The 18,484-nt window shown below is 74.8% G+C and carries 17 protein-coding genes; 6 read left to right on the forward strand and 11 right to left on the reverse strand.

Features of this window, described 5'->3' with window-relative positions; genetic code table 11:
- Positions 1 to 2: 2 nt before the first annotated feature.
- From narJ to IE217_RS04690, 8 genes are all read right to left on the reverse strand, one after another.
- The gene (gene narJ / locus IE217_RS04655) at positions 3 to 605 is read right to left on the reverse strand and encodes a nitrate reductase molybdenum cofactor assembly chaperone (RefSeq protein WP_190176391.1); all 603 of its coding nucleotides are present in this window, start codon (positions 603 to 605) and stop codon (positions 3 to 5) included.
- Positions 602 to 2,254, reverse strand: a complete 1,653-nt coding sequence (gene narH / locus IE217_RS04660) for a nitrate reductase subunit beta (protein ID WP_229865022.1) — start codon at positions 2,252 to 2,254, stop codon at positions 602 to 604. The genes narJ and narH overlap by 4 nt, the downstream gene beginning before the upstream one ends.
- Position 2,255: 1 nt before the next feature.
- Positions 2,256 to 5,906: a nitrate reductase subunit alpha gene (locus tag IE217_RS04665; protein WP_229865023.1), complete on the reverse strand. Its 3,651-nt coding sequence runs from the start codon at positions 5,904 to 5,906 to the stop codon at positions 2,256 to 2,258.
- A 258-nt stretch (positions 5,907 to 6,164) separates the two neighbouring features.
- Positions 6,165 to 6,497: a TraR/DksA family transcriptional regulator gene (locus IE217_RS04670; RefSeq protein WP_190176394.1), complete on the reverse strand. Its 333-nt coding sequence runs from the start codon at positions 6,495 to 6,497 to the stop codon at positions 6,165 to 6,167.
- Positions 6,498 to 6,711: 214 nt separating this feature from the next.
- A complete protein-coding gene (gene secD, locus IE217_RS04675) occupies positions 6,712 to 9,024 on the reverse strand; it encodes a protein translocase subunit SecD (RefSeq protein ID WP_190176395.1) in 2,313 nt (770 codons plus the stop codon).
- A gap of 44 nt (positions 9,025 to 9,068) precedes the next feature.
- Positions 9,069 to 9,515, reverse strand: coding sequence for a hypothetical protein (locus IE217_RS04680; protein WP_190176396.1), 447 nt, complete (start codon positions 9,513 to 9,515; stop codon positions 9,069 to 9,071).
- 89 nt (positions 9,516 to 9,604) lie between these two features.
- The gene (locus IE217_RS04685; protein WP_229865024.1) at positions 9,605 to 10,363 is read right to left on the reverse strand and encodes a response regulator; all 759 of its coding nucleotides are present in this window, start codon (positions 10,361 to 10,363) and stop codon (positions 9,605 to 9,607) included.
- A gap of 2 nt (positions 10,364 to 10,365) precedes the next feature.
- On the reverse strand, positions 10,366 to 11,319 hold the full coding sequence (locus IE217_RS04690; RefSeq protein WP_190176397.1) for a HAMP domain-containing sensor histidine kinase: 954 nt from the start codon (positions 11,317 to 11,319) through the stop codon (positions 10,366 to 10,368).
- 436 nt (positions 11,320 to 11,755) lie between these two features.
- Here IE217_RS04690 and IE217_RS04695 point away from each other — a divergent pair, with 436 nt between their 5' ends.
- The 4 genes from IE217_RS04695 (at position 11,756) to IE217_RS04710 (ending at position 14,167) form a co-directional block, all read left to right on the forward strand.
- A complete protein-coding gene (locus IE217_RS04695) occupies positions 11,756 to 12,082 on the forward strand; it encodes a TraR/DksA C4-type zinc finger protein (RefSeq protein WP_190176398.1) in 327 nt (108 codons plus the stop codon).
- Positions 12,083 to 12,215: 133 nt separating this feature from the next.
- The gene (locus IE217_RS04700) at positions 12,216 to 12,584 is read left to right on the forward strand and encodes a TraR/DksA family transcriptional regulator (RefSeq protein WP_190176399.1); all 369 of its coding nucleotides are present in this window, start codon (positions 12,216 to 12,218) and stop codon (positions 12,582 to 12,584) included.
- A 98-nt stretch (positions 12,585 to 12,682) separates the two neighbouring features.
- Positions 12,683 to 13,432 (forward strand): rod shape-determining protein, encoded by a 750-nt coding sequence (locus tag IE217_RS04705; RefSeq protein WP_190176547.1) that lies wholly within the window; start codon positions 12,683 to 12,685, stop codon positions 13,430 to 13,432.
- 93 nt (positions 13,433 to 13,525) lie between these two features.
- Positions 13,526 to 14,167 (forward strand): Rv1733c family protein, encoded by a 642-nt coding sequence (locus IE217_RS04710; RefSeq protein ID WP_190176400.1) that lies wholly within the window; start codon positions 13,526 to 13,528, stop codon positions 14,165 to 14,167.
- Positions 14,168 to 14,221: 54 nt separating this feature from the next.
- Here IE217_RS04710 and IE217_RS04715 read toward each other — a convergent pair whose 3' ends face one another.
- Positions 14,222 to 14,584 (reverse strand): hypothetical protein, encoded by a 363-nt coding sequence (locus IE217_RS04715; protein ID WP_190176548.1) that lies wholly within the window; start codon positions 14,582 to 14,584, stop codon positions 14,222 to 14,224.
- Between the two features lie 124 nt (positions 14,585 to 14,708).
- A complete protein-coding gene (locus IE217_RS04720) occupies positions 14,709 to 15,350 on the reverse strand; it encodes a DUF2249 domain-containing protein (protein WP_190176401.1) in 642 nt (213 codons plus the stop codon).
- 109 nt (positions 15,351 to 15,459) lie between these two features.
- Between IE217_RS04720 and fdxA the strand changes: the two genes are divergently transcribed.
- Positions 15,460 to 15,795 carry a ferredoxin gene (gene fdxA, locus IE217_RS04725; protein WP_190176402.1) on the forward strand — a complete coding sequence of 112 codons (336 nt, stop codon included), beginning with the start codon at positions 15,460 to 15,462 and terminating at the stop codon, positions 15,793 to 15,795.
- A gap of 40 nt (positions 15,796 to 15,835) precedes the next feature.
- Positions 15,836 to 16,204: a cupin domain-containing protein gene (locus IE217_RS04730; RefSeq protein ID WP_190176403.1), complete on the forward strand. Its 369-nt coding sequence runs from the start codon at positions 15,836 to 15,838 to the stop codon at positions 16,202 to 16,204.
- 31 nt (positions 16,205 to 16,235) lie between these two features.
- On the opposite strand, the gene IE217_RS04735 is transcribed toward IE217_RS04730, so the two are convergent.
- Positions 16,236 to 18,392, reverse strand: a complete 2,157-nt coding sequence (locus IE217_RS04735) for a SpoIIE family protein phosphatase (RefSeq protein WP_229865025.1) — start codon at positions 18,390 to 18,392, stop codon at positions 16,236 to 16,238.
- Positions 18,393 to 18,484: the final 92 nt, after the last annotated feature.

An 18,484-nucleotide genomic window follows, 5' to 3' on the forward strand; every position in this document is an offset into this window, starting at 1 on the left:
CATCAGCGGCGCACTCCTTCCTCGCCCGGCGCGTGCCGCAGCGGGTACGGCAGGAGGCCCGGGGCCGGGTCCTCCCGCACGGGTACGGGTGCCGCCGCGGGCACGGCGGGCAGGGTGGTCAGGACGGCGCGCACCACACCGGCGTAGGGGCTGCCGTGGGCGGCCAGGCCGCGGGTGAGCAGGGTGAGCGCGCCGTGGTGCTCCCGCAGCAGGGCGGCGCCGGGGCCGGGGCAGCGGGCGGCGAACTCCAGCAGCGCGGGCAGGTGGTCGGGCAGTTCCCCGCCGGCCGGCTCCCAGCCGTGCTCCCGGTAGCGGGCCTTGAGCGCGGCGAGGGTGGCGCCCCGGCGGCGGGTGTCGCCGTCGGTGTAGTGGGTCAGGTGCAGGGTGCGGCGGCGGCTGCGGTCGAAGGTGGTGACGTAGCGGGCCGCCAGGTCGAGCGGGGGCACGGCGGCGGCCCAGCGGCAGAAGCCCCGCAGCAGGCCGGGCGCCTCGCCGGGGAGTCCGGCCAGGGCCACGGCCACCTGCTCGCGCCGGGCGGGCCAGCTCTCGTCGGGGTAGTCCAGGAGGAGGGAGGCGGCCTGGTGGACCGCGCGGTCGAGGTTCACTCCCCGGCGCTCCGGCGTGCGGGGAACAGGCCGCCGGGGCGTCCGCGGCCGTTCCAGTTGAGCAGGTTGACCCGGCCGCGCAGGGACGAGCCGCCCTGCGGGGCGCCCGCCGTGACGGCCGGGCCGCCGGTGGCCGGGGGCGCGTGGAAGGCCTCCGGGCCGCCGTCCGGCCCGTACATGCCGGGGCCGCCCTCGTGGTCCAGGCTGCAGCCGCCGCGCGCCCGGCCCGCGCCCTGCGCGCCGGCCACGTAGGTGGTGGGGACGACGTAGCGCTCCTCGTACTTGGCGAGCGCCAGCAGCCGGTACATCGCCTCCAGTCCCCGCTCGTCCATGCCGACGCCCCGGGCGATCGCCGGGTCGCGCTCCTCGCCGAGGTTGATCCGCCGCATGTGGGCGCGCATCGCCGCCAGCCGGCACAGGGCCGCCTCCACCGGCGCGGTGTCGCCCGCGGTGAACAGTCCGGCCAGGTACTCCAGCGGGATGCGCAGGGCGTCGATGGCGCCGAACAGGGCCGCCGGGTCCTCCCCGTCGTGCCCGCCCGCGGTCAGCGCCTCCACCACCGGGGACAGCGGGGGCACGTACCAGACCATCGGCATCGTCCGGTACTCCGGGTGCAGCGGCAGCGCCACCCGGTACGTCGTGATCAGGTCGCGCACCGGGGAGCGGCGGGCCGCGGTGATCCAGTCGTGCGGGATGCCGGACTCCTCGGCGGCGCGCGCCACTTCGGGGTCGTGCGGGTCCAGGAAGCAGCCGAGCTGGGCCTCGTAGAGGTCCCTCTCGTCGGGAACGGAGGCCGCCTCCCCGACCCGGTCGGCGTCGTAGAGCAGCACGCCGAGGTAGCGCAGCCTGCCCACGCAGGTCTCGGAGCAGACGGTCGGCTCGCCCGCCTCGACGCGCGGGTAGCAGAAGGTGCACTTCTCGGCCTTGCCGGTGGCGTGGTTGAAGTAGACCTTCTTGTACGGGCAGCCGGTCACGCACATCCGCCAGCCCCGGCAGCGGTCCTGGTCGACCAGGACGATGCCGTCCTCGATCCGCTTGTAGAGGGCGCCGGAGGGGCAGACCGCCACGCAGGACGGGTTGAGGCAGTGCTCGCAGATGCGCGGCAGGTGGAACATGAACGCCTGCTCGTACTCCAGCCGCACCCGCTCGTTCATCTTCTCGCTGATCCGGCGCAACACCGGGTCGCCCGCGAGGTGTTCGGGGCCGCCGCCCAGGCTGTCGTCCCAGTTGGGGCCGCCGGTGACGGCGGTCGGGCGGCCGTCGATCAGGGAGCGGGGGCGTGCGGTGGGCAGGTCGTCGCCCGGCGGGGCGGCGATCAGGGTCTCGTAGTCGTAGGTCCAGGGCTCGTAGTAGTCCTCCAGCAGGGGCAGTTCGGGGTTGGCGAACAGGCGGGCCAGGCGGCGGGCGCGGCCCCCGGAGCGGGGGACCGGGCGGCCCCGGGCGTCCAGGCGCCAGCCGCCCTTCCACTTGTCCTGGTCCTCGTGGCCGCGCGGGTAGCCGAGGCCCGGGCGGGTCTCGACGTTGTTGAACCAGGCGTACTCGGTGCCGGTGCGGTTGGTCCACGTCTGCTTGCAGGTGACCGAGCAGGTGTGGCAGCCGATGCACTTGTCGAGGTTCATGACCATGGCGATCTGGCTCATGACGCGCACGTCAGTACTGCACCTCCTGTGCGCGCCGGCGGATCACGGTGCGGGCGTCGCGCTGGTTGCCGGTGGGGCCGTAGTAGTTGGGGGCGAAGGAGAGCTGGGCGTAGCCGCCGATGAGGTGGGTGGGTTTGATCAGGACGCGGGTGAGGGCGTTGTGGACGCCGCCGCGCAGGCCGGTGGCCTCGCTGCGCGGCACGTTCACCAGGCGTTCCTGCACGTGGTACATGAGCACGGTGCCGGGCGGGACGCGGTGGGAGACGATCGCGCGGGCGACCACCACCCCGTTGGGGTTGACCGCCTCCACCCAGTCGTTGTCGGCGGCCCCGATCGCCTCGGCGTCGGCCACCGCCATCCAGATCACCGGGCCGCCCCGGGCCAGGGTCTGCATCAGCAGGTTCTCCTGGTACTCGGAGTGGATCGACCACTTCGAGTGCGGGGTGAGGTAGCGCACGCTCACCTCCCGCTCGCCCGCGACCGCCTCCGCGGCCAGGTCCAGCGGGGGCCGGTAGACGGGCAGTTGCTCGCCCAGCTCGGCCATCCAGTCGTGGTCGAGGTAGAAGTGCTGGCGGCCGGTGAGGGTGTGCCAGGGCTTGAGGTGCTCGGTGTTGACGGTGAAGGGCGAGTAGCGGCGGTCGGGGGCCTCCTTGCCGGACCACTCGGGGCTGGTGCCGACCTGCACGGGCCGGTCCTGGGTGTCGGAGAACACCACCCGCCGCTCGCGCACGGTCTCGGCGAGCGAGCCGAACCCGGAGGCCGGACCGCAGCGTTCGGCGAGCCGCTCGAACCCCTCGGCGGCCAGCCGCCCGTTGGTGGTGCCGGACAGGGCGAGGATCGCCTCGCACAGCTTCACGTCGGTGTCGAGCAGCGGGCGCCCCCGCGCGGGTCCGGGCCCGGCGGCCGTGCCGCAGCGTTCGGCGAGGCGGCGCACCTCCGGTCCCGGCCGTACGGTGACGCCCTTGACGGTCATGCCCCGCTCCTCGCCGAGCGGGCCGAGCGCGGTCAGCTTGTCGGCCACGGCGGTGTAGTCGCGCTCGACGAGCGTGAACGCGGGCAGGTTCACCCCGGGCCGGGCGGTCGCGCCCTCGCGCCAGTCGGGGACGGTGCCGCCGGGCTGCGCCGTCTCGCCCGGGGTGTCGTGCTGCTGGGGCGTGGCCACCAGGTCGTACGCCACTCCGAGCCGGCCGGTGGCCAGTTCGCTGAACTTGCGGGCCAGGCAGTGGAAGATCTCGAAGTCGGTGCGGGCCTGCCAGGGCGGGCTGATGGCCGGCGAGAAGGCGTGCACGAAGGGGTGCATGTCCGTGCTGGACAGGTCGTGCTTCTCGTACCAGGTGGCGGCGGGCAGTACGAGGTCGGCCATCAGCGTGGTCGAGGTCATGCGGAAGTCGAGGGCGAGCAGCAGGTCGAGCTTGCCGCGTGGCGCCTCCTCACGCCAGGTGACGTCACGGGGGCGCGCGTCCGGCGGGGCCTCGCTCGCGTGCGCGTTGTCGCTCGCGCCGAGCAGATGGCGCAGGAAGAACTCGTTGCCCTTGGCGGAGGAGCCGATCAGGTTGGCCCGCCACACGGTCAGCACGCGTGGCCAGTTCTCCGGCGCGTCCGGGTCCTCGCAGGCGAACGACAGCTTTCCGGCCGCCAGTTGGGCTGTGGCCCACTCTCCCGGCTCGCGCCCGCTCTCGCGCACCGCCCGGCCGAGCTCCAGGGGGTTGGCGGAGAAGGCGGGCGCGGACGGCATCCAGCCCAGGCGCACCGAACGGGCCACCAGGTCGGCGGTGTGCAGCCCGGTGAACAGGCCCTTCGCGGTGGGCGCGGCGAGCGCGTCGGCGCCCTGCCCGTCGTAGCGCCACTGGCCGGTGTGCAGGTACCAGTACGGGGTGCCCGCGACCTGGCGGGAGGGGCGCACCCAGTCGGCGGCGGACTGCAGGTGCTGCCAGCCGGTGTAGGGCCGCACCTTCTCCTGGCCGACGTAGTGCGCCCAGCCGCCGCCGTTGACGCCCTGGCAGCCGGTGAGCAGGAGCAGGGTGAGGAAGGAGCGGTAGATCGTGTCGGAGTGGAACCAGTGGTTGGTGCCGGCGCCCATGACGATCATGCAGCGGCCGCGGGACTTCTCGGCGGTGTGCGCGAACTCCCGGGCGATGCGCACCACCGCGGCCGCCGGCACCGAGGTGATCGGCTCCTGCCAGGCCGGGGTGTGCGGCTGGGAGGCGTCGTCGTAGCCCGCCGGCCACTGGCCGGGCAGTCCGTCGCGGCCGACGCCGTACTGGGCGAGCAGCAGGTCGAAGACGGTGGTCACCCGCCGTCCGCCCACCTCGCGCACCGGCACCGCGCGGGTGACCGGCGCTCCACCGTCGAAGCGGGGCAGGCGGACGGGGGCGCTCGGGTGGCCGCCCCGCCGGTACAGGGTCAGCTCGGGCTCCACGTCGCCGAGGTCCAGGTTCCAGCGGCCCTCGCCCAGCTTGGACCAGCGGTCTCCGAGGGTGCCGCCCGGGACCACGGGACGCCCGGAGACCGCGTCCAGCAGCACCGGCTTCCAGTGGGCGTCCTCGCCCGACTCTTCGTCCAGCCCGAGCATGGCCGCGGTGACGAACTTGCCCGGCACGCACGCGCCGTCGCGCTCCTCCAGCTCGACCAGGAAGGGCAGGTCGGTGAACCGGCGTACGTAGTCGGCGAAGTGGGGCACCGTACGGCGCACGAAGAACTCGGTGAGGATCACATGGCCCATGGCCATGGCCAGCGCCCCGTCCGTGCCGGGGTGCGGGTGCAGCCACTCGTCGGCGAACTTGGTGGCGTCCGCGTAGTCGGGGGAGACCACCACGACCTTCTGGCCGCGGTAGCGGGCCTCGGTCATCCAGTGCGCGTCCGGGGTCCGCGTCACCGGCACGTTCGAACCCCACAGCATCAGATACGCGGCGTCCCACCAGTCGCCCGACTCCGGCACGTCGGTCTGGTCGCCGAACACCTGCGGGGAGGCGATCGGCAGGTCGGCGTACCAGTCGTAGAACGACACCATCGGGGCGCCGATCAGCGACATGAAGCGGGCGCCCACCGCGTGCGAGGCCATCGACATGGCCGGGATCGGCGAGAACCCGGCCACCCGGTCGGGGCCGTACGCGGCGATGGTGTGCACATGCGCGGCCGCCGCGATCTCCAGCGCCTCCTCCCAGCCGACGCGCACCAGACCGCCCTTGCCGCGCGCGGACTGGTAGCGGCGCCGCCGGTCCGGGTCGCCGGTGACCTCGGCCCAGGCGGCCACCGGGTCGCCCAGCCGCTCCCGCGCCTCCCGGTACATCTCCAGCAGCACGCCCCGCACATGGGGGTGGCGCACGCGGGTCGGCGAGTAGGTGTACCAGGAGAACGAGGCCCCGCGCGGGCAGCCGCGCGGCTCGTACTCGGGCCGGTCGGGCCCGGTGGACGGGTAGTCCGTCTCCTGCGTCTCCCAGGTGATCAGGCCGTCCTTGACGTACACCTTCCACGAGCAGGAGCCGGTGCAGTTCACGCCGTGGGTGGAGCGCACCACCCTGTCGTGCGCCCAGCGCTCGCGGTAGGGGCTGTCGTTGACGTCCTGGTCGGTGCGCAGGACCGCCCGCAGGTCGGGTGTGACGGGGGAACGGCGCAGTATCCGGCCGGCCCGCAGCAACTGGTCGGCGGCCAGCGCCGCCACTCGTTCCGCTTCCCGACGGGCACCGCGCCGTCCCACTGTGCTCACATCCCCTGCGAAGTCGGCAAAGCACGCCGGCCCGAGGCCGTGACCAGGGGCGTTCGGCGTTCCGCTGCACTCAGCGTCACGCATGCGCACGATGAGTGCTCGCAGAACTGCGCTGAGTTGAGAGTGCCTATACGGAGCTTTTCTTGCCCTTTGCAATATTTGTGTGGGCCATGTGTCTGTTCGGGCGGGCGCGTGGGGGCCGGGGCGGGCGGCTCAGCCCGCGCGCTGCTGGCAGGGTACGCAGGCGCTCGCGTACGGCAGGATCTCCAGCCGTTCCACCGGGATGGGCCGGGAGCACTCGCGGCACAGGCCGTAGGTGCCCTCCTCCAGCCGCGCGAACGCGGCCTCGATCTCCTTCAGCGCGCGCCCCACCGCCCCGCGCTGCGCGCTCAGCAGGTCGTCGGCCTCCTGGCCGGCCCCCTCGGTGTCCTTCAGGGCCCGCAGCTGGGCGAGGCGCGCGTTGCGCTCGTGCTCCAGCCGCTGCCGCGCCTCGTGCGCGCCGACGCGCGCGGCGGAGGAGGTGGAGCGGGTGGTGTCCCACGACATGACTGTCACGGTCCCTTCTGGCCCCGGGGCCGGCGGACGGGCGGAACTGACGGAACGGCGGACCGCGGGGCGCCGTGCCTACGGCACCCCGCGGTCCGCCTGTCTCCTCCAGCCTGGCCGGACGGCCGCGCCCGGGCCATCGGTCACGGCACCCATTTCCGGCCGGGGCGGTGATGCAGCCGGCCGGGGGCCGCCGCCCCCGGCCGACCGTGTGTCAGGTGCGGGCGGCCGCCCGCCTGTTCGGGCGCGCGCGGCGGGGGCGGCCCCGTCCGCGGGCGTGCAGTTCGACGGCGATCGGGGCGGCCGTGAACACCGAGGAGTACGTGCCGACCACGATGCCGATGAGCAGGGCGAGGGCGAAGTCGGTGAGCGAGTCGCCGCCGAGCACCGCCAGCGAGGCGAGGATGAGCAGCGCGCCCATGCCGGTGTTCACGGTGCGCGGCAGCGTCTGCACGATCGCCCGGTCGGTCACCTCGGCCAGCGGCGCCTTGCGGTCCCGGCGCACCAGCTCGCGGATGCGGTCGAAGACCACCACCGAGTCGTTGACCGAGTAGCCGATCACCGTCAGCAGCGCGGCGAGGAACACCCCGTCCAGCGGTTTGCCCAGCCAGGCGAAGACACCGACCAGGATCACCACGTCATGGGCCAGCGCGCTCACCGCGGCGGTGCCGAACAGCCAGCGGAAGCGGGCCGCGAGGTACAGCAGCTGCGCGCCGAGCGCCACGGCCAGCGCGATGAGCGCGTTGCGGCGCAGCTCGTCGCCCATGCTCGGGCCGATCAGCTCGTCGCGCACCTTCCGCGTCCCGCCGCCGAGCGAGTCCACGGTCCGGGTGATCTCGTCCGCCCGGGCGTCGGTCAGGGCCTGCGTGCGCACGGTCAGGCCCGACTCCCCCGAGGACTGCACGACCGCGCGCGGATGACCCGCCTCGGCGAGCGCGGTCCGCGCGCGCTCGGGGTCCACGGCACGCGCGGTGTCGTACTCCATCAGCCGGCCGCCGGTGAACTCCACGCCCAGGTCCAGTCCGCGTACGGCGATGCCCGCCCCGGCGAGCGCCAGGACCACCGCGGAGGCGGCCAGCCAGCGGCGCGGCCTGCGCATCGGGCGCGGATCGCGGCGCGCGAGGGCGTCGCGGACCCGGCCGGTGGTGGCCAGTCCGGTGAGCCGGGGACGGCGGTGCACCCAGCGGCGGGAGACCGCGAAGTCGGCGAGCACCCGGGTGATCACCAGGGCGCTGACCATGGACGCCACGACGCCGATCCCGAGGGTCACGCCGAAGCCGCGCACCGGCCCCGAGGCCAGGAAGAACAGCAGCAGGGCCGCGATCAGCGTGGTGATGTTGGAGTCGGCGATCGCGCTGAAGGCGTTGCGGAAACCGGCGGTCAGCGCCGAGCGCCCGGTGGGCCGGTGCCGGGCCGCGTGCTCCTCCCGGGCGCGTTCGAAGACGAGCACGTTGGCGTCCACCGCCATGCCGATCGCCAGCACGAAACCGGCCAGGCCTGGCAGGGTCAGCGTGGCGCCGAGGGCGGCCAGGGCGGCGTAGGAGATCAGGCCGTAGGCGAGCAGGGCTACGGCGGCCAGGGCGCCCATCAGGCGGTAGACCACGATGATGAACAGCGCGGTCAGCGCGGTGCCGATGGCCGCGGCCCAGGCGCTGGCCGTGATGGCCTGCGCGCCCAGGGTGGGGCCGACGGTGTGCTGCTCGACGGTCTCCACGGGTACGGGCAGCGCGCCGCCGTTGATCAGCAGCGCCAGCTCGCGCGCCTCGCGGTCGTCGAAGGAGCCGGTGATCTGCGTGGAGCCGTCCGCGATGCCCGTACCGCAGGCGACGGACGGGGCGACCTGCGGCGAGGAGATGATCCTCTCGTCGAGGACGATGGCGACCCGGCGCGTGGGGTCGCCCACCGGGCGGCACGCCGCCTCGCTCGTCAGCTTCGCCCACTGGGTGCGGCCCGCGCGGTCGAAGTCGACGGTGACGTGCCAGCCGGCGCCGGTCTCCTGGTCGAAGCGCGCGTCGGCGCCCTTGACCTCCTTGCCGGTCATGGCCTGGGCCGCCAGCCGCAGCCGCTGCCCCGACTCGTCGGGCAGCACCAGCTCCCCGGCCTTGGCGTCCCCGGCCTTGGCGTCCCCGGCCTTGGCGTCCCCGGCCTTGGCGTCCCCGGCCTTGCCGTCTCCGGCCGGGCCCAGCACCGGGTGGAAGGTCAGCTGAGCCGTGCGGCCCAGCACGTCGGCGGCCTGCTTCGGATCCTGCACGCCGGGCAGCTCGACGATGATCCGGTTCGCGCCGGAGCGCACCAGGGTGGGCTCGGCGACACCGAGCGCGTCGACCCGGCCGCGCAGTACCTCCAGGGTGCGGTCGGTGGCCGCCCGGTCGGCCTTCGTGGCCGGGGTGGAACGGGTCTCCAGGACGATCTGGGTGCCGCCGCGCAGATCGAGTCCGAGTCGGACCGGGACGGTGACGGCGATGTAGACGGACACGGCGATGACGGCGAGGGCGAACAGCGCTCTCACCCGGGCGGAGCGGATCAAGGGATGCCTCCGGCGGGCACACGGGACGGGGACAGGGAGGGGCGTCAGCGGACGGGTGCGTCCGCCGACGGGTGTCGGACGCCGGAGGGTGTGGGTGGCGCGCGGCCCCGGTCGGGGACCGGGGACGGCAGGGTGACGATGAGGGGCGGGAAGCCGGGCGAGGCCCGCGTGGAGACGCGGTCCGGGAGGACCGGGGCGGGGACGGCGACGGCGTGCCGGCCGGGCGGGTCCGGCCGCTCACCGTGCCGGTCGTGGCGGACGCCGGCCCGGCTGACGCACGCGTCGGGGCAGACGTCGTGGGCGTGGGGGGCGGGGGCGGTCAGTACCGCGGTGGTGGCCGTGGTGGCCGCGGTGGCCGTGGTGGCGGCCCGGGCCGGCGCGGTGTCCGCGGGGTACGGGCCGGCGTGCGCGCCGGCCAGGCCGAGCAGGGCCAGCAGTACGGCCGTGAGCACGGCGAGGGCCCTCGGGGCGGTGCGTCGTGCGCGGTGCATGCACCGTCCCCTTCCTCGGTCTTCCCTCGTCGTGCCGGCGGCGTACCCGGGGCCCCGGCCGGGGAGTGGCGGCCGGGACCCCGGGCGGTTCAGGGTTCGACCAGGCCCGCGCGGATGGCGTACCGGGTCAGTTCCAGGCGGTCGCGCAGGCCCAGCTTCTGCAGCAGGTTGGCGCGGTGGCGCTGGACGGTCTTGACGCTGATGAAGAGGATCTCGGCGATCTCCTTGGACGAGTGGCCCTCGGCCACCAGCTTCAGCACCTCCTCCTCGCGCGGCGTCAGCACCTGGTCGGGGGTCTCCTCGCCGTGGCGTACCCGGTCGAGGTAGTTGCGGATGAGCGCGGTCACCGCGCCCGGGTACAGGAACGGCTCGTCGCGCATCGCGGCCCGGCACGCGGCGACCAGGTCCCGGTCGGCGACCGACTTCAGGACGTAGCCGCTGGCGCCGGCCTTCAGGGCCTGGAAGAAGTACTGCTCGTTGTCGTGCATCGTGAGCATCAGGATGCGCAACTGCGGCTTCAGCGCGGCCAGTTCACGGGTGGCCTGGAGTCCGGTCATGCGCGGCATGGCGATGTCCAGGACGGCGAGGTCGATGTCGTGGGTGCGGGCCATCTCGATGGCCTCGGCGCCGTCACCGGCCTCGGCGACCACCTCCAGGTCGTGCTCCTGGTCGAGGATCAGCCGCACTCCTCGCCGTACGAGCGCGTGGTCGTCGGCGAGGAGGATGCGGATCCTGCCGGATGCGGCCCCCGTGACCTGGGTCTGAGCCTGGGCCTGAGCCTGGGCCTGGGCCTGGGCCTGGGCCTGGGCCGGAGTCGGGGTCGGGGTCGGGGTCGGGTCGTCTGACATGGTCAGGGCTGCTTCCTGGGAACGGGCGCGGTGAGCCGGATCCGGGTACCGCCGCCGGGCGCGTCGGTGATGTCGAGCGCGGCCCCGATCAGCAGGGCCCGCTCACGCATGCCGCGGATGCCGGCGCCCTCGCACGCGGCCCTGATCCCGCGGCCGTCGTCGGTGACGGCCAGTTCCACCGTGCCGCCGGTGTGCCGCAGGCCGACCTCGACGCGCCGGGCGTCGGCGTGCCGGGCCGCGTTGGTCAGGCTCTCCTGGGCGACCCGGTAGAGCACCAGCTCGGTCTCCGGCTCCAGGGCGGGCAGGTCGCCGTCGAAGCGGCGCAGCACCTTGAGCCCGGTGTGCGTGGCGAAGTCGGAGGTGAGCGAGGTCAGGGCGCTGACCAGGCCCAGGTCGTCCAGGACGCCGGGCCGCAGCCTGCGCACCAGGCGGCGCACCTCGTCCAGGCTCCCCCGGGTGATCTCCTGCGCCTGGTGCAGTTCCTCGCGCAGGGGTTCTTGGGCCTCGTCCGCGGCCCGCTTGAGGGCCAGCAGGACCGCGGTCATGCTCTGGCCCACCTCGTCGTGCAGTTCCTGCGCGATACGGCGCCGTTCGGACTCCTGGGCGAGCAGCACGCGGGCGCTGCTCGTGGCCCGCTCCTGCTCGAGCCGGTCCAGCATGGCGTTGAACGTGCGGATGAGCTCGGCGACCTCGCCGCCGCCGTCCGCGGGCAGCCGCTGGCCGGGGCGCAGCAGGTCCACGGTCGTCATCAGGCGGGTGAGCCGGTCCAGCGGGGCCAGGCCCCAGCGCAGCAGGGCGGCGTTGGCGACCAGCATGACGACCAGGCCGCCGACCAGGATGACCGCCTCGGTCAGCACGACCGGCACGGAGACGGTCACCGGAGCCCACAGCAGCAGCGCGGTCGCCGAGCCGAGCACCACCGCGTTGAGTCCGAAGATCCGCCAGAACAGCGACACCGGGGTCGCGCCTCCTTCCGTGTGTGCGGCCTGCCTCCACTGTCGGGCATCGCCCTCCACTGTCGGGCATCGCGCACCCCGGTCGAGCCGCGGCCCGGGCCGGGACAGCCTTGCCCGTCCCGGCCCGACTCCGCCAAGCCTGCCCGTGCGCGGGCACCGCGTCGATGGGGTCCGGCGCCCATTTCCCCGGGCGCGGCCTACCCATGTCCCCACCGTGTGAGTCCCGCGACCCCCGGTAAATGGGCTCTGGACCCGATGGGTTCCGGCGGCGGAAGAAGCGAGGGTGGAGTCACGAACCACTCGGCCACCCCCGTCCCCACGAAGACCTGCGAAGACCTGCGAAGCGCCACGAGGCGCCACGGCAGACCCACGAAGACGAACGACAGACCTACGAAGCCCCACGGCAGATCCCCGGAAGAAGAGAGAGGGCCCCGCCATGTCGCCCGATGCCGCCCGGACCGAACCCCGCCTGGAGCGCCTGACCGCTCAGGAGGCCCGCCGGCGCCTCGAGCACGCCCGCGGGACCCGGCTGATCCAGTTGCAGGCCCTCGGCGAGACCGGGCAGAGCGCGGGCGACCCGCTGATGTCCTCGCAGCGGGACAGCATCGAGCGGGTCCTCAAAGAGATCGACGAGGCCTTCGCGCGCGTCGACGCCGGCACCTACGGCACCTGCGTCTCCTGCGCCAAGCCGGTCCCGGTGGAGCGCCTGGAGATCCTGCCTTACACCCGTCACTGCGTCAGCTGCCTGCGCCGCGACGCCTGACGCGACCGCCCGGCACGGGGCGCCGTCACCCACCCGGGCGGCGGTGCCCACGAGGGTGCCGCCGCCCGCCAGGGCCGCACCGCCGCACCTTCCCCCGTACCCGCCTCGTCTTCTGCCCTGCCTGAGGGGTGAAGTGGTGAACCAGCAGATCATCGACGACCCCGACACGCGTCTCACGCCCGAGGACCTCGCCGCGTTCCGCGAGAACCTGCTCGAGCAGCGGCTGTTCCGGCAGGAGCAGTTGCAGCAGATCGCGGCCCCGTCCCGCCTGGACGACCTGCTCCTCCAGCAGGCCGCCTCGCAGGTCGAGGTGCGGGTCAAGCTCGCCGCCTCCGCCCGCATGGTCCTCGCCGACGTCGAGGCCGCCCTCGAGCGCATGGACGGCGGCACCTACGGCAGCTGCCACCTGTGCCGGCGCCCCATCGCGCGCGAGCGCCTGGAGATCGTGCCGCAGGCCCGCTACTGCGCCCGCTGCCAGCAGGTGAGGGAGGCCGGCCGGTGACCACCGCCCACCCCTCCGGCCGCCGCACCGCCCGCCGGTTCCCCGCCCGGCACCGCCCATGGCCGCTGTGCCGGCACTGCTGCGGGATCGCCCTCGACATGGGCAGCGCCCGCACCCGGGCGTGGCTGTCGGGCCGGGGCCTCGTCCTCGACGTGCCCACGGTGACGTTCCCCGGCGCCGGCGCGGTCTACCCGGTGCGGCGCGGCGCCATTGTGGACACCGAGGGAGCGGCCCGGATGCTCGACCGCCTCCTCGGCCACCGCCTGCCCCGCTTCACCCGCCCGCTCGTCGTGGTCACCGCCCCCGTGCTGGACGGGGTCGCCTACCGTGCCGCGGCCCGCACGGCCGTCCAGGTGCTGCGGCCGCGCGGCGTCCTCACCGTGCCGAGCGCGCGGGCCGTCGCACTGGGCGCGGGCGCCGATCTGTCCCGGCCGCTGCTCGTGGTGGACATCGGCGCGCACCTCACCGAGGTGGTGCTCCTCGTGGACGGCGCCGTCACCGACGCCCGCCGCACCGCGCTCGGCACCGGCGACCTCGGCGGCGCGACCCCCGCCGGGATCAGCGAGGCGGTGGCCACCATGGTGACCGCGATGCTGCGCCAGGACCGCACGTCGCTCACCGTCGACGCCCTCCAGCGGGGCGCGCTGCTGGCCGGCGGCGGCGCGCTGCGGCCCGAGATCACCTACCACCTCACCGGCAGGCTGCACGCGCCGCTCAGGGCCGTGGCGGCGCCGCACACCGCCGCCGTGCGCGGCGCCGCCACCCTGCTGCGGTCCGCCCACGCCCACCCCTCGACCGGCGGCCCGGAGGCCTGCGCACCGGACCACGACCGGCCGCCGTCGCCTTGACCCGTGATCACACGTCATCGCTTGTACGTACCAGGCTTCGCCTGGCCGGACAGCCCCCGAGCGAACCGTCCGCCTCGAGGAAGGAGGCATCCCATGGCCCGCGGCATCCCCCGGGCCCAGCCGCCGCCCGACGCCCCGGACGCCCCCGACGACCTCCCGCGCTTCGTGCTGTGGCGGATGCGCCGCAACCCGCTGCGCCGCACCACCGATCTCGTCCAGGCGTGGATCGCCCTCGGCCTCTTCCTGGCCGTGCTGGCGGCCGCGCCCGCGGCCATGTTCCTCGTCGGCGACACCGCGTACCGCCACTACACGGACCTGGCCGAGCACCAGCGGCAGACCAGGCAGCGCACGGCCGCCGTACTCGTCCACGACGCGCCGCGCCATCCCGAGCCGGGCTCGCGGGAGGAGGAGAAGACCCGCTATCCGGTCGAGGTCCGCTTCACCGACCCCACCGGACGCCCGCGCACCGGGAAGACGGACGTCCCCCCGGCGCTCCCCGCGGGCAGCACCGTCGACGTCTGGGCGGCCACCGACGGCACGATCACCGGGCCGCCCCTGACCACCGACCAGATCCGCAGCCGCTGCATGGGCTGGGCGATCGTCTCCGCCCTCGCGGTGGCGGCGGCCGGCGCGGGCGCCCACGGCCTCGCCTGCCTCCTCCTGCGCCGCCGCAACCTCGCCGCCTGGGACACCGCCTGGGCCGGCACGGCCCCGCGCTGGACCACACCCACCTGACCGCGCGGCCGGACCGAGGCCCCCGGCGGCGGACTCCCGGCCCGGACTCCCGGCTCAGGCTCCCGGCGCCGGCGGCGGCCCCGACCGCACCTGCATGCCGGGGCGGCGGCGGTGCACGGTGACGTAGGAGAGCCCTCCGGCGCCCGCGGTGACGCTGCGGGTGGAGCCGTGCGGCAGCCAGAACAGGGTGCCCTCGGTCAGGGGCTGCGGCTCGTCGGCGGTGCCGCTGCCGAGTACCCCGTCCCCGGCGACGACCAGGAGCAGCACGTCGAGATCGCGTTCGGTGTGGGTGTCGATGCGCCGGCCCGCCGGCAACCGGACGACGTTGGCGTCCAGTTGCCGCCCGGACTCGGCCAGCTTCCACACCACCCCGGGCGCGGTGACCGGCCCGCCGGTCAGCGCCGGGATGTCGCACAGCCGTTGCGGCGCCGGCGCGTCGGCCGCCGTGGAGTCGGCCGCAGAGCCGGCCGGGGAGTCCGCGGTGGAGTCGGCCGGGGAGTCCGCGGTGGAGCCCGCCGGGGAGTCCGCGGTGGAGTCGGCCTCAGGCACCGGCCGCCGCCTTCCGCCCGATCAGGATGCGCCACTGCTCGGGCCCCGACTCGACGTACTCCCAGGTGAACGCGTCCGGGTGGGTCGCCTCGAACTCGCGGCGCAGCGGCCTGGGGTCGTGGTTGTTGACCAGCGTGAAGCTCTCCCCGGGCGCCAGCCGCGCGAACCGCGCGAAGATCCGCGGGTGCCGCCGGCCGTGCGGGATCTCCCGTACGTCCACGACCGCCGGGCTCTCCGGCTCCTCGCCCTTCAGCAGCCCCTCCAGATCCGCGACCAGCAGGGGCAGGTCCGCGCCGGGCAGCGCGAGCAGGGCGGGCAGCAGGACCTCCTCCTCCATGAGGAGATGCGCGTCGAGCAGCGCCTCGGGTGCGGGGGCGTCCCCGTCCCCGGAGGCGTCGAGGCGGCGGTGGAGCGCCGAGGCGGAGGTGCGCAGCGCGCGCACCAGCAGCCGGGTCTCGGCGGCGCCCGAAGCGGCGCCGTACAGGGTCCGGTCGCAGGCCTCCAGGTAGCCGCGCAGCTCGTCCGGCCCCGCTCCCTCCCGCAGCCGCTGGTGGATCCGCCGCAGCGCGTGCCGGGCGTGGACGGCCGGATCGGTCTCGGTGGACTCGATGTAGATCTCGGAAGGCGGCGCCATGGTGCTCCCTCATCCTCGCTGCGCGGTCACTGTCCGGCCCCTCGGGCCGCGGCCCTAATTATTACATGTACGATTCGTAAAAAAGCAGCCTCGTGAGAGGAGGCAGGCCATGACCTACGTGATCGCGCAGCCCTGCGTGGACGTCAAGGACAAGGCGTGCGTCGAGGAGTGCCCGGTCGACTGCATCTACGAGGGCGAGCGGTCCCTCTACATCCACCCCGACGAATGCGTCGACTGCGGCGCCTGCGAGCCGGTCTGCCCGGTGGAGGCCATCTTCTACGAGGAGGACCTCCCCGAGCAGTGGAAGGACTACGAGCGGGCCAACGCGGAGTTCTTCGACGTCCTCGGCTCCCCCGGCGGCGCGGCCAAGCTCGGCCTCATCGAGCGCGACCACCCGCTGATCGCCGCCCTGCCCCCGCAGCAGGAGCAACAGCGGCAGCCGTAGCAGCAGCCCTGACCGAACCCGCTCACCAGGAGGAACTCCCATGCACACAGCCCGAGTCGGCACCGGCACCCGCCGTCGCGCCCCCGTCCCCAACGGCCCCACCGCCGAGGTCCTCGTCCCCGCCGGCGCCTTCGAGCAGGTCGCCGTCCTCCACGTCGAACTGCCCCCGGGCGCGGCCCTGCCCGAGCACGACCACGGCGCCTCGCAGATCGCGCTCATCCCCGTCGCCGGCACGGTCGAACTGGGCCACGACGGCAAGTCCCGTACGCTGTCGGCCGGTTCGGTCGCGCACATCGCCACCGGCGAGCGCGTCACCCTCGCCAACCCCGGTACGGAACCCGCCTCGCTGATGGTCGTGGCCTCGCCCCCGGAGTTCGCCGGGCGCCTGGAGTCCTGGCCGGAGGCCTGACCGGCGGCACGGTCCGCGCCCGTGGCACGCCTCACCCGCTCGCCCCGGTGCGCAGCAGGATGAGGGCGATGTCGTCGTGGCGCGGCGCGCTGCGCCGGGCGTGGCGGACCAGGGCGTCCGCGACGTCCTCCAGGTCCTCCCGGCCGCCGGCGCGGGCCAGTTCCCGTACCAGCGCCCCGGTGGCCTCGTCGAGGTCGACGCCCGGCGCCTCGACGAGGCCGTCGGTGTAGAGGGCGAGCACCGCGCCGGGCGGCAGCGGGATCCGTACGGTGGTGTAGCCGGCGTCCGGGTCGATGCCCAGCAGCAGCCCGGGCGGCACGTCCACCACCTCGGTACGGCCGTCCGGATGGCGCAGCAGGGGCGGCGGATGACCGGCGGTGGCGAACCGGGCGTGCCGGCGGCCGGGTTCGAGCTGGGTGATCAGGCAGCTGGTGAACAGGCCGGACTCGAGGTCGTTCAGCAACCGGTTGGTACGGGCGAGCACGTCGCCCGGGGGCGCCCCGCCCGTGGCGTGGGCGTGCACGGCGGTGCGCACCTGGCCCATGAGGGCGGCCGCCGCCGGGTTGTGGCCCTGGACGTCGCCGACGGCCGCGACGGCGGAGCCGGGGTCGCACCGGATCAGGTCGTAGAAGTCGCCGCCGATGTCGAGGCCGTCGCCGGCGGGCAGGTAGCGGGTGGCCGTGCTCAGGCCGGACAGCTTCGGCAGCCTGCGGGGGAGCAGGCTGTTCTGCAGGGCGTGGGCGAGGGTGTGCTTGGCGTCGTAGTGCCGGGCGCGGGCCGTGGACTGGGCGAGCAGCCCGGCCAGTGAGGTCAGCAGGGCGCGCTCGGCGGGGGCGAACGGGTGCGGCCGGTCGTAGCCGAGGACGAGGGTGCCGACCGGGCGGCCGGAGGCGAACAGCGGCAGGAAGGCCCAGGCGGCCATGGTGTCCAGGTACGACACCTCCAGGCGGTCGTCCTCGAGGTCGGCCACGCTGCCGAAGAAGCGGGGCACGCCCGTGGCGAGCACCTGCGCGGTCAGGGTGCCGGAGGCCAGCGGGGCCGCGTCGAAGCGGTCCACGAGCTCGCCGGGCCAGCCGCGGTGGGTGATCACGCGCAGCCGGCCGTCCTCGGCCGCCAGCAGGGCCATCGCGCTCGGTCCGAAGGCGGGCACGATCTGGTCGGCGACCAGTTCGCCCACGTCCCGCACACCGGCGGCCTCGGCGAGCGCGGAGGCCAGGTGGGTGAGGTTGTAGAGGGCCGTGGCGCCCACCTGCGCGGCCCGGGGCGGGGGCGGCTCGCACTCGGGGCCGACCTGATCCGCCGCGGGGGAAGTCCCGGGCGCCGAGGAGGGTGTGATGTGCACGCTGATGCCGCTGTGGTCCGGGTAGAGCTGGAAGCACAGCCGGGTGTCCGGCGGGCGCAGGGCGGTGAAGGAGGTGGGCCGCCGGGCGACCACGGCCTCCCGGTAACGGTCCTCGAACACCGGGTCGCGCAGCCACAGCAGCACCTCCCACGGCCGCCTGCCCAGCAGCACCGCGGCCCCGGCGCCGACCAGGTCCGCGGCCGCGGAGTTGATGAAGGTGATCCGGCCGTCCAGATCGAGCGCGCAGCAGCCCACGGGCAGCCGCTGGGCGAACCCGAGCGCGGCCGCCGCCTGCGCCGGATCGGACTCGCGCGGCACCGGCGAGGAGAGCAGCCGCGGCTCGTCGCCGCTCAGCGGGGGGCGCCCGCCGCCCGCGGCCTCGCGCAGCACCCCGGCGCCGCGTCGGCAGCACGCCTCGATCGTCTCCCGCTCGGCCCGGCTGAGCTGCGGCGGGTGCCACACCGGCCACAGCAGCACGATGCCGCCCCACACGGTCTCGTCGTCCGTGAGCGGAGCGGCGGCCAGCATGAAGTCGTACGGCAGGACGATGCCGAGCCGGGGGTAGCGGCGGGCCAGCTCCTCCTGGCTGTTGAGCCACACCAGCCGCCGCTGCCGCATCGCGTCCGTCACGGGGATGTGCTCCTGGACCGGGATCCGCTCCCACGGGGCGGCGATCCGCCGCGACACCCCGGACGCCGCCGTGAGCCGCAGCATCCGCTCCCCGGGCGGCAGCAGGAACAGCAGCCCCACGGACGCCCCGGTCAGTCCCACCACGTCGGCGAGCACGGAGTCGAGGGCCTCCGCGTGCGTCGCGGGGTCCGCCTGCGTGCCGGTGCGGCGCCGCACGGTACTCACCTGCCCCGGTGCCGGCCCCGGTGGCAATCCCGGTGGCGGTCCCAGTGGCGGTCCCGCTGCGGATGACGAGCACGAACCCCGGC

It is taken from the genome of Streptomyces naganishii JCM 4654 (assembly GCF_014650575.1).
GTDB lineage: Bacteria > Actinomycetota > Actinomycetes > Streptomycetales > Streptomycetaceae > Streptomyces > Streptomyces naganishii.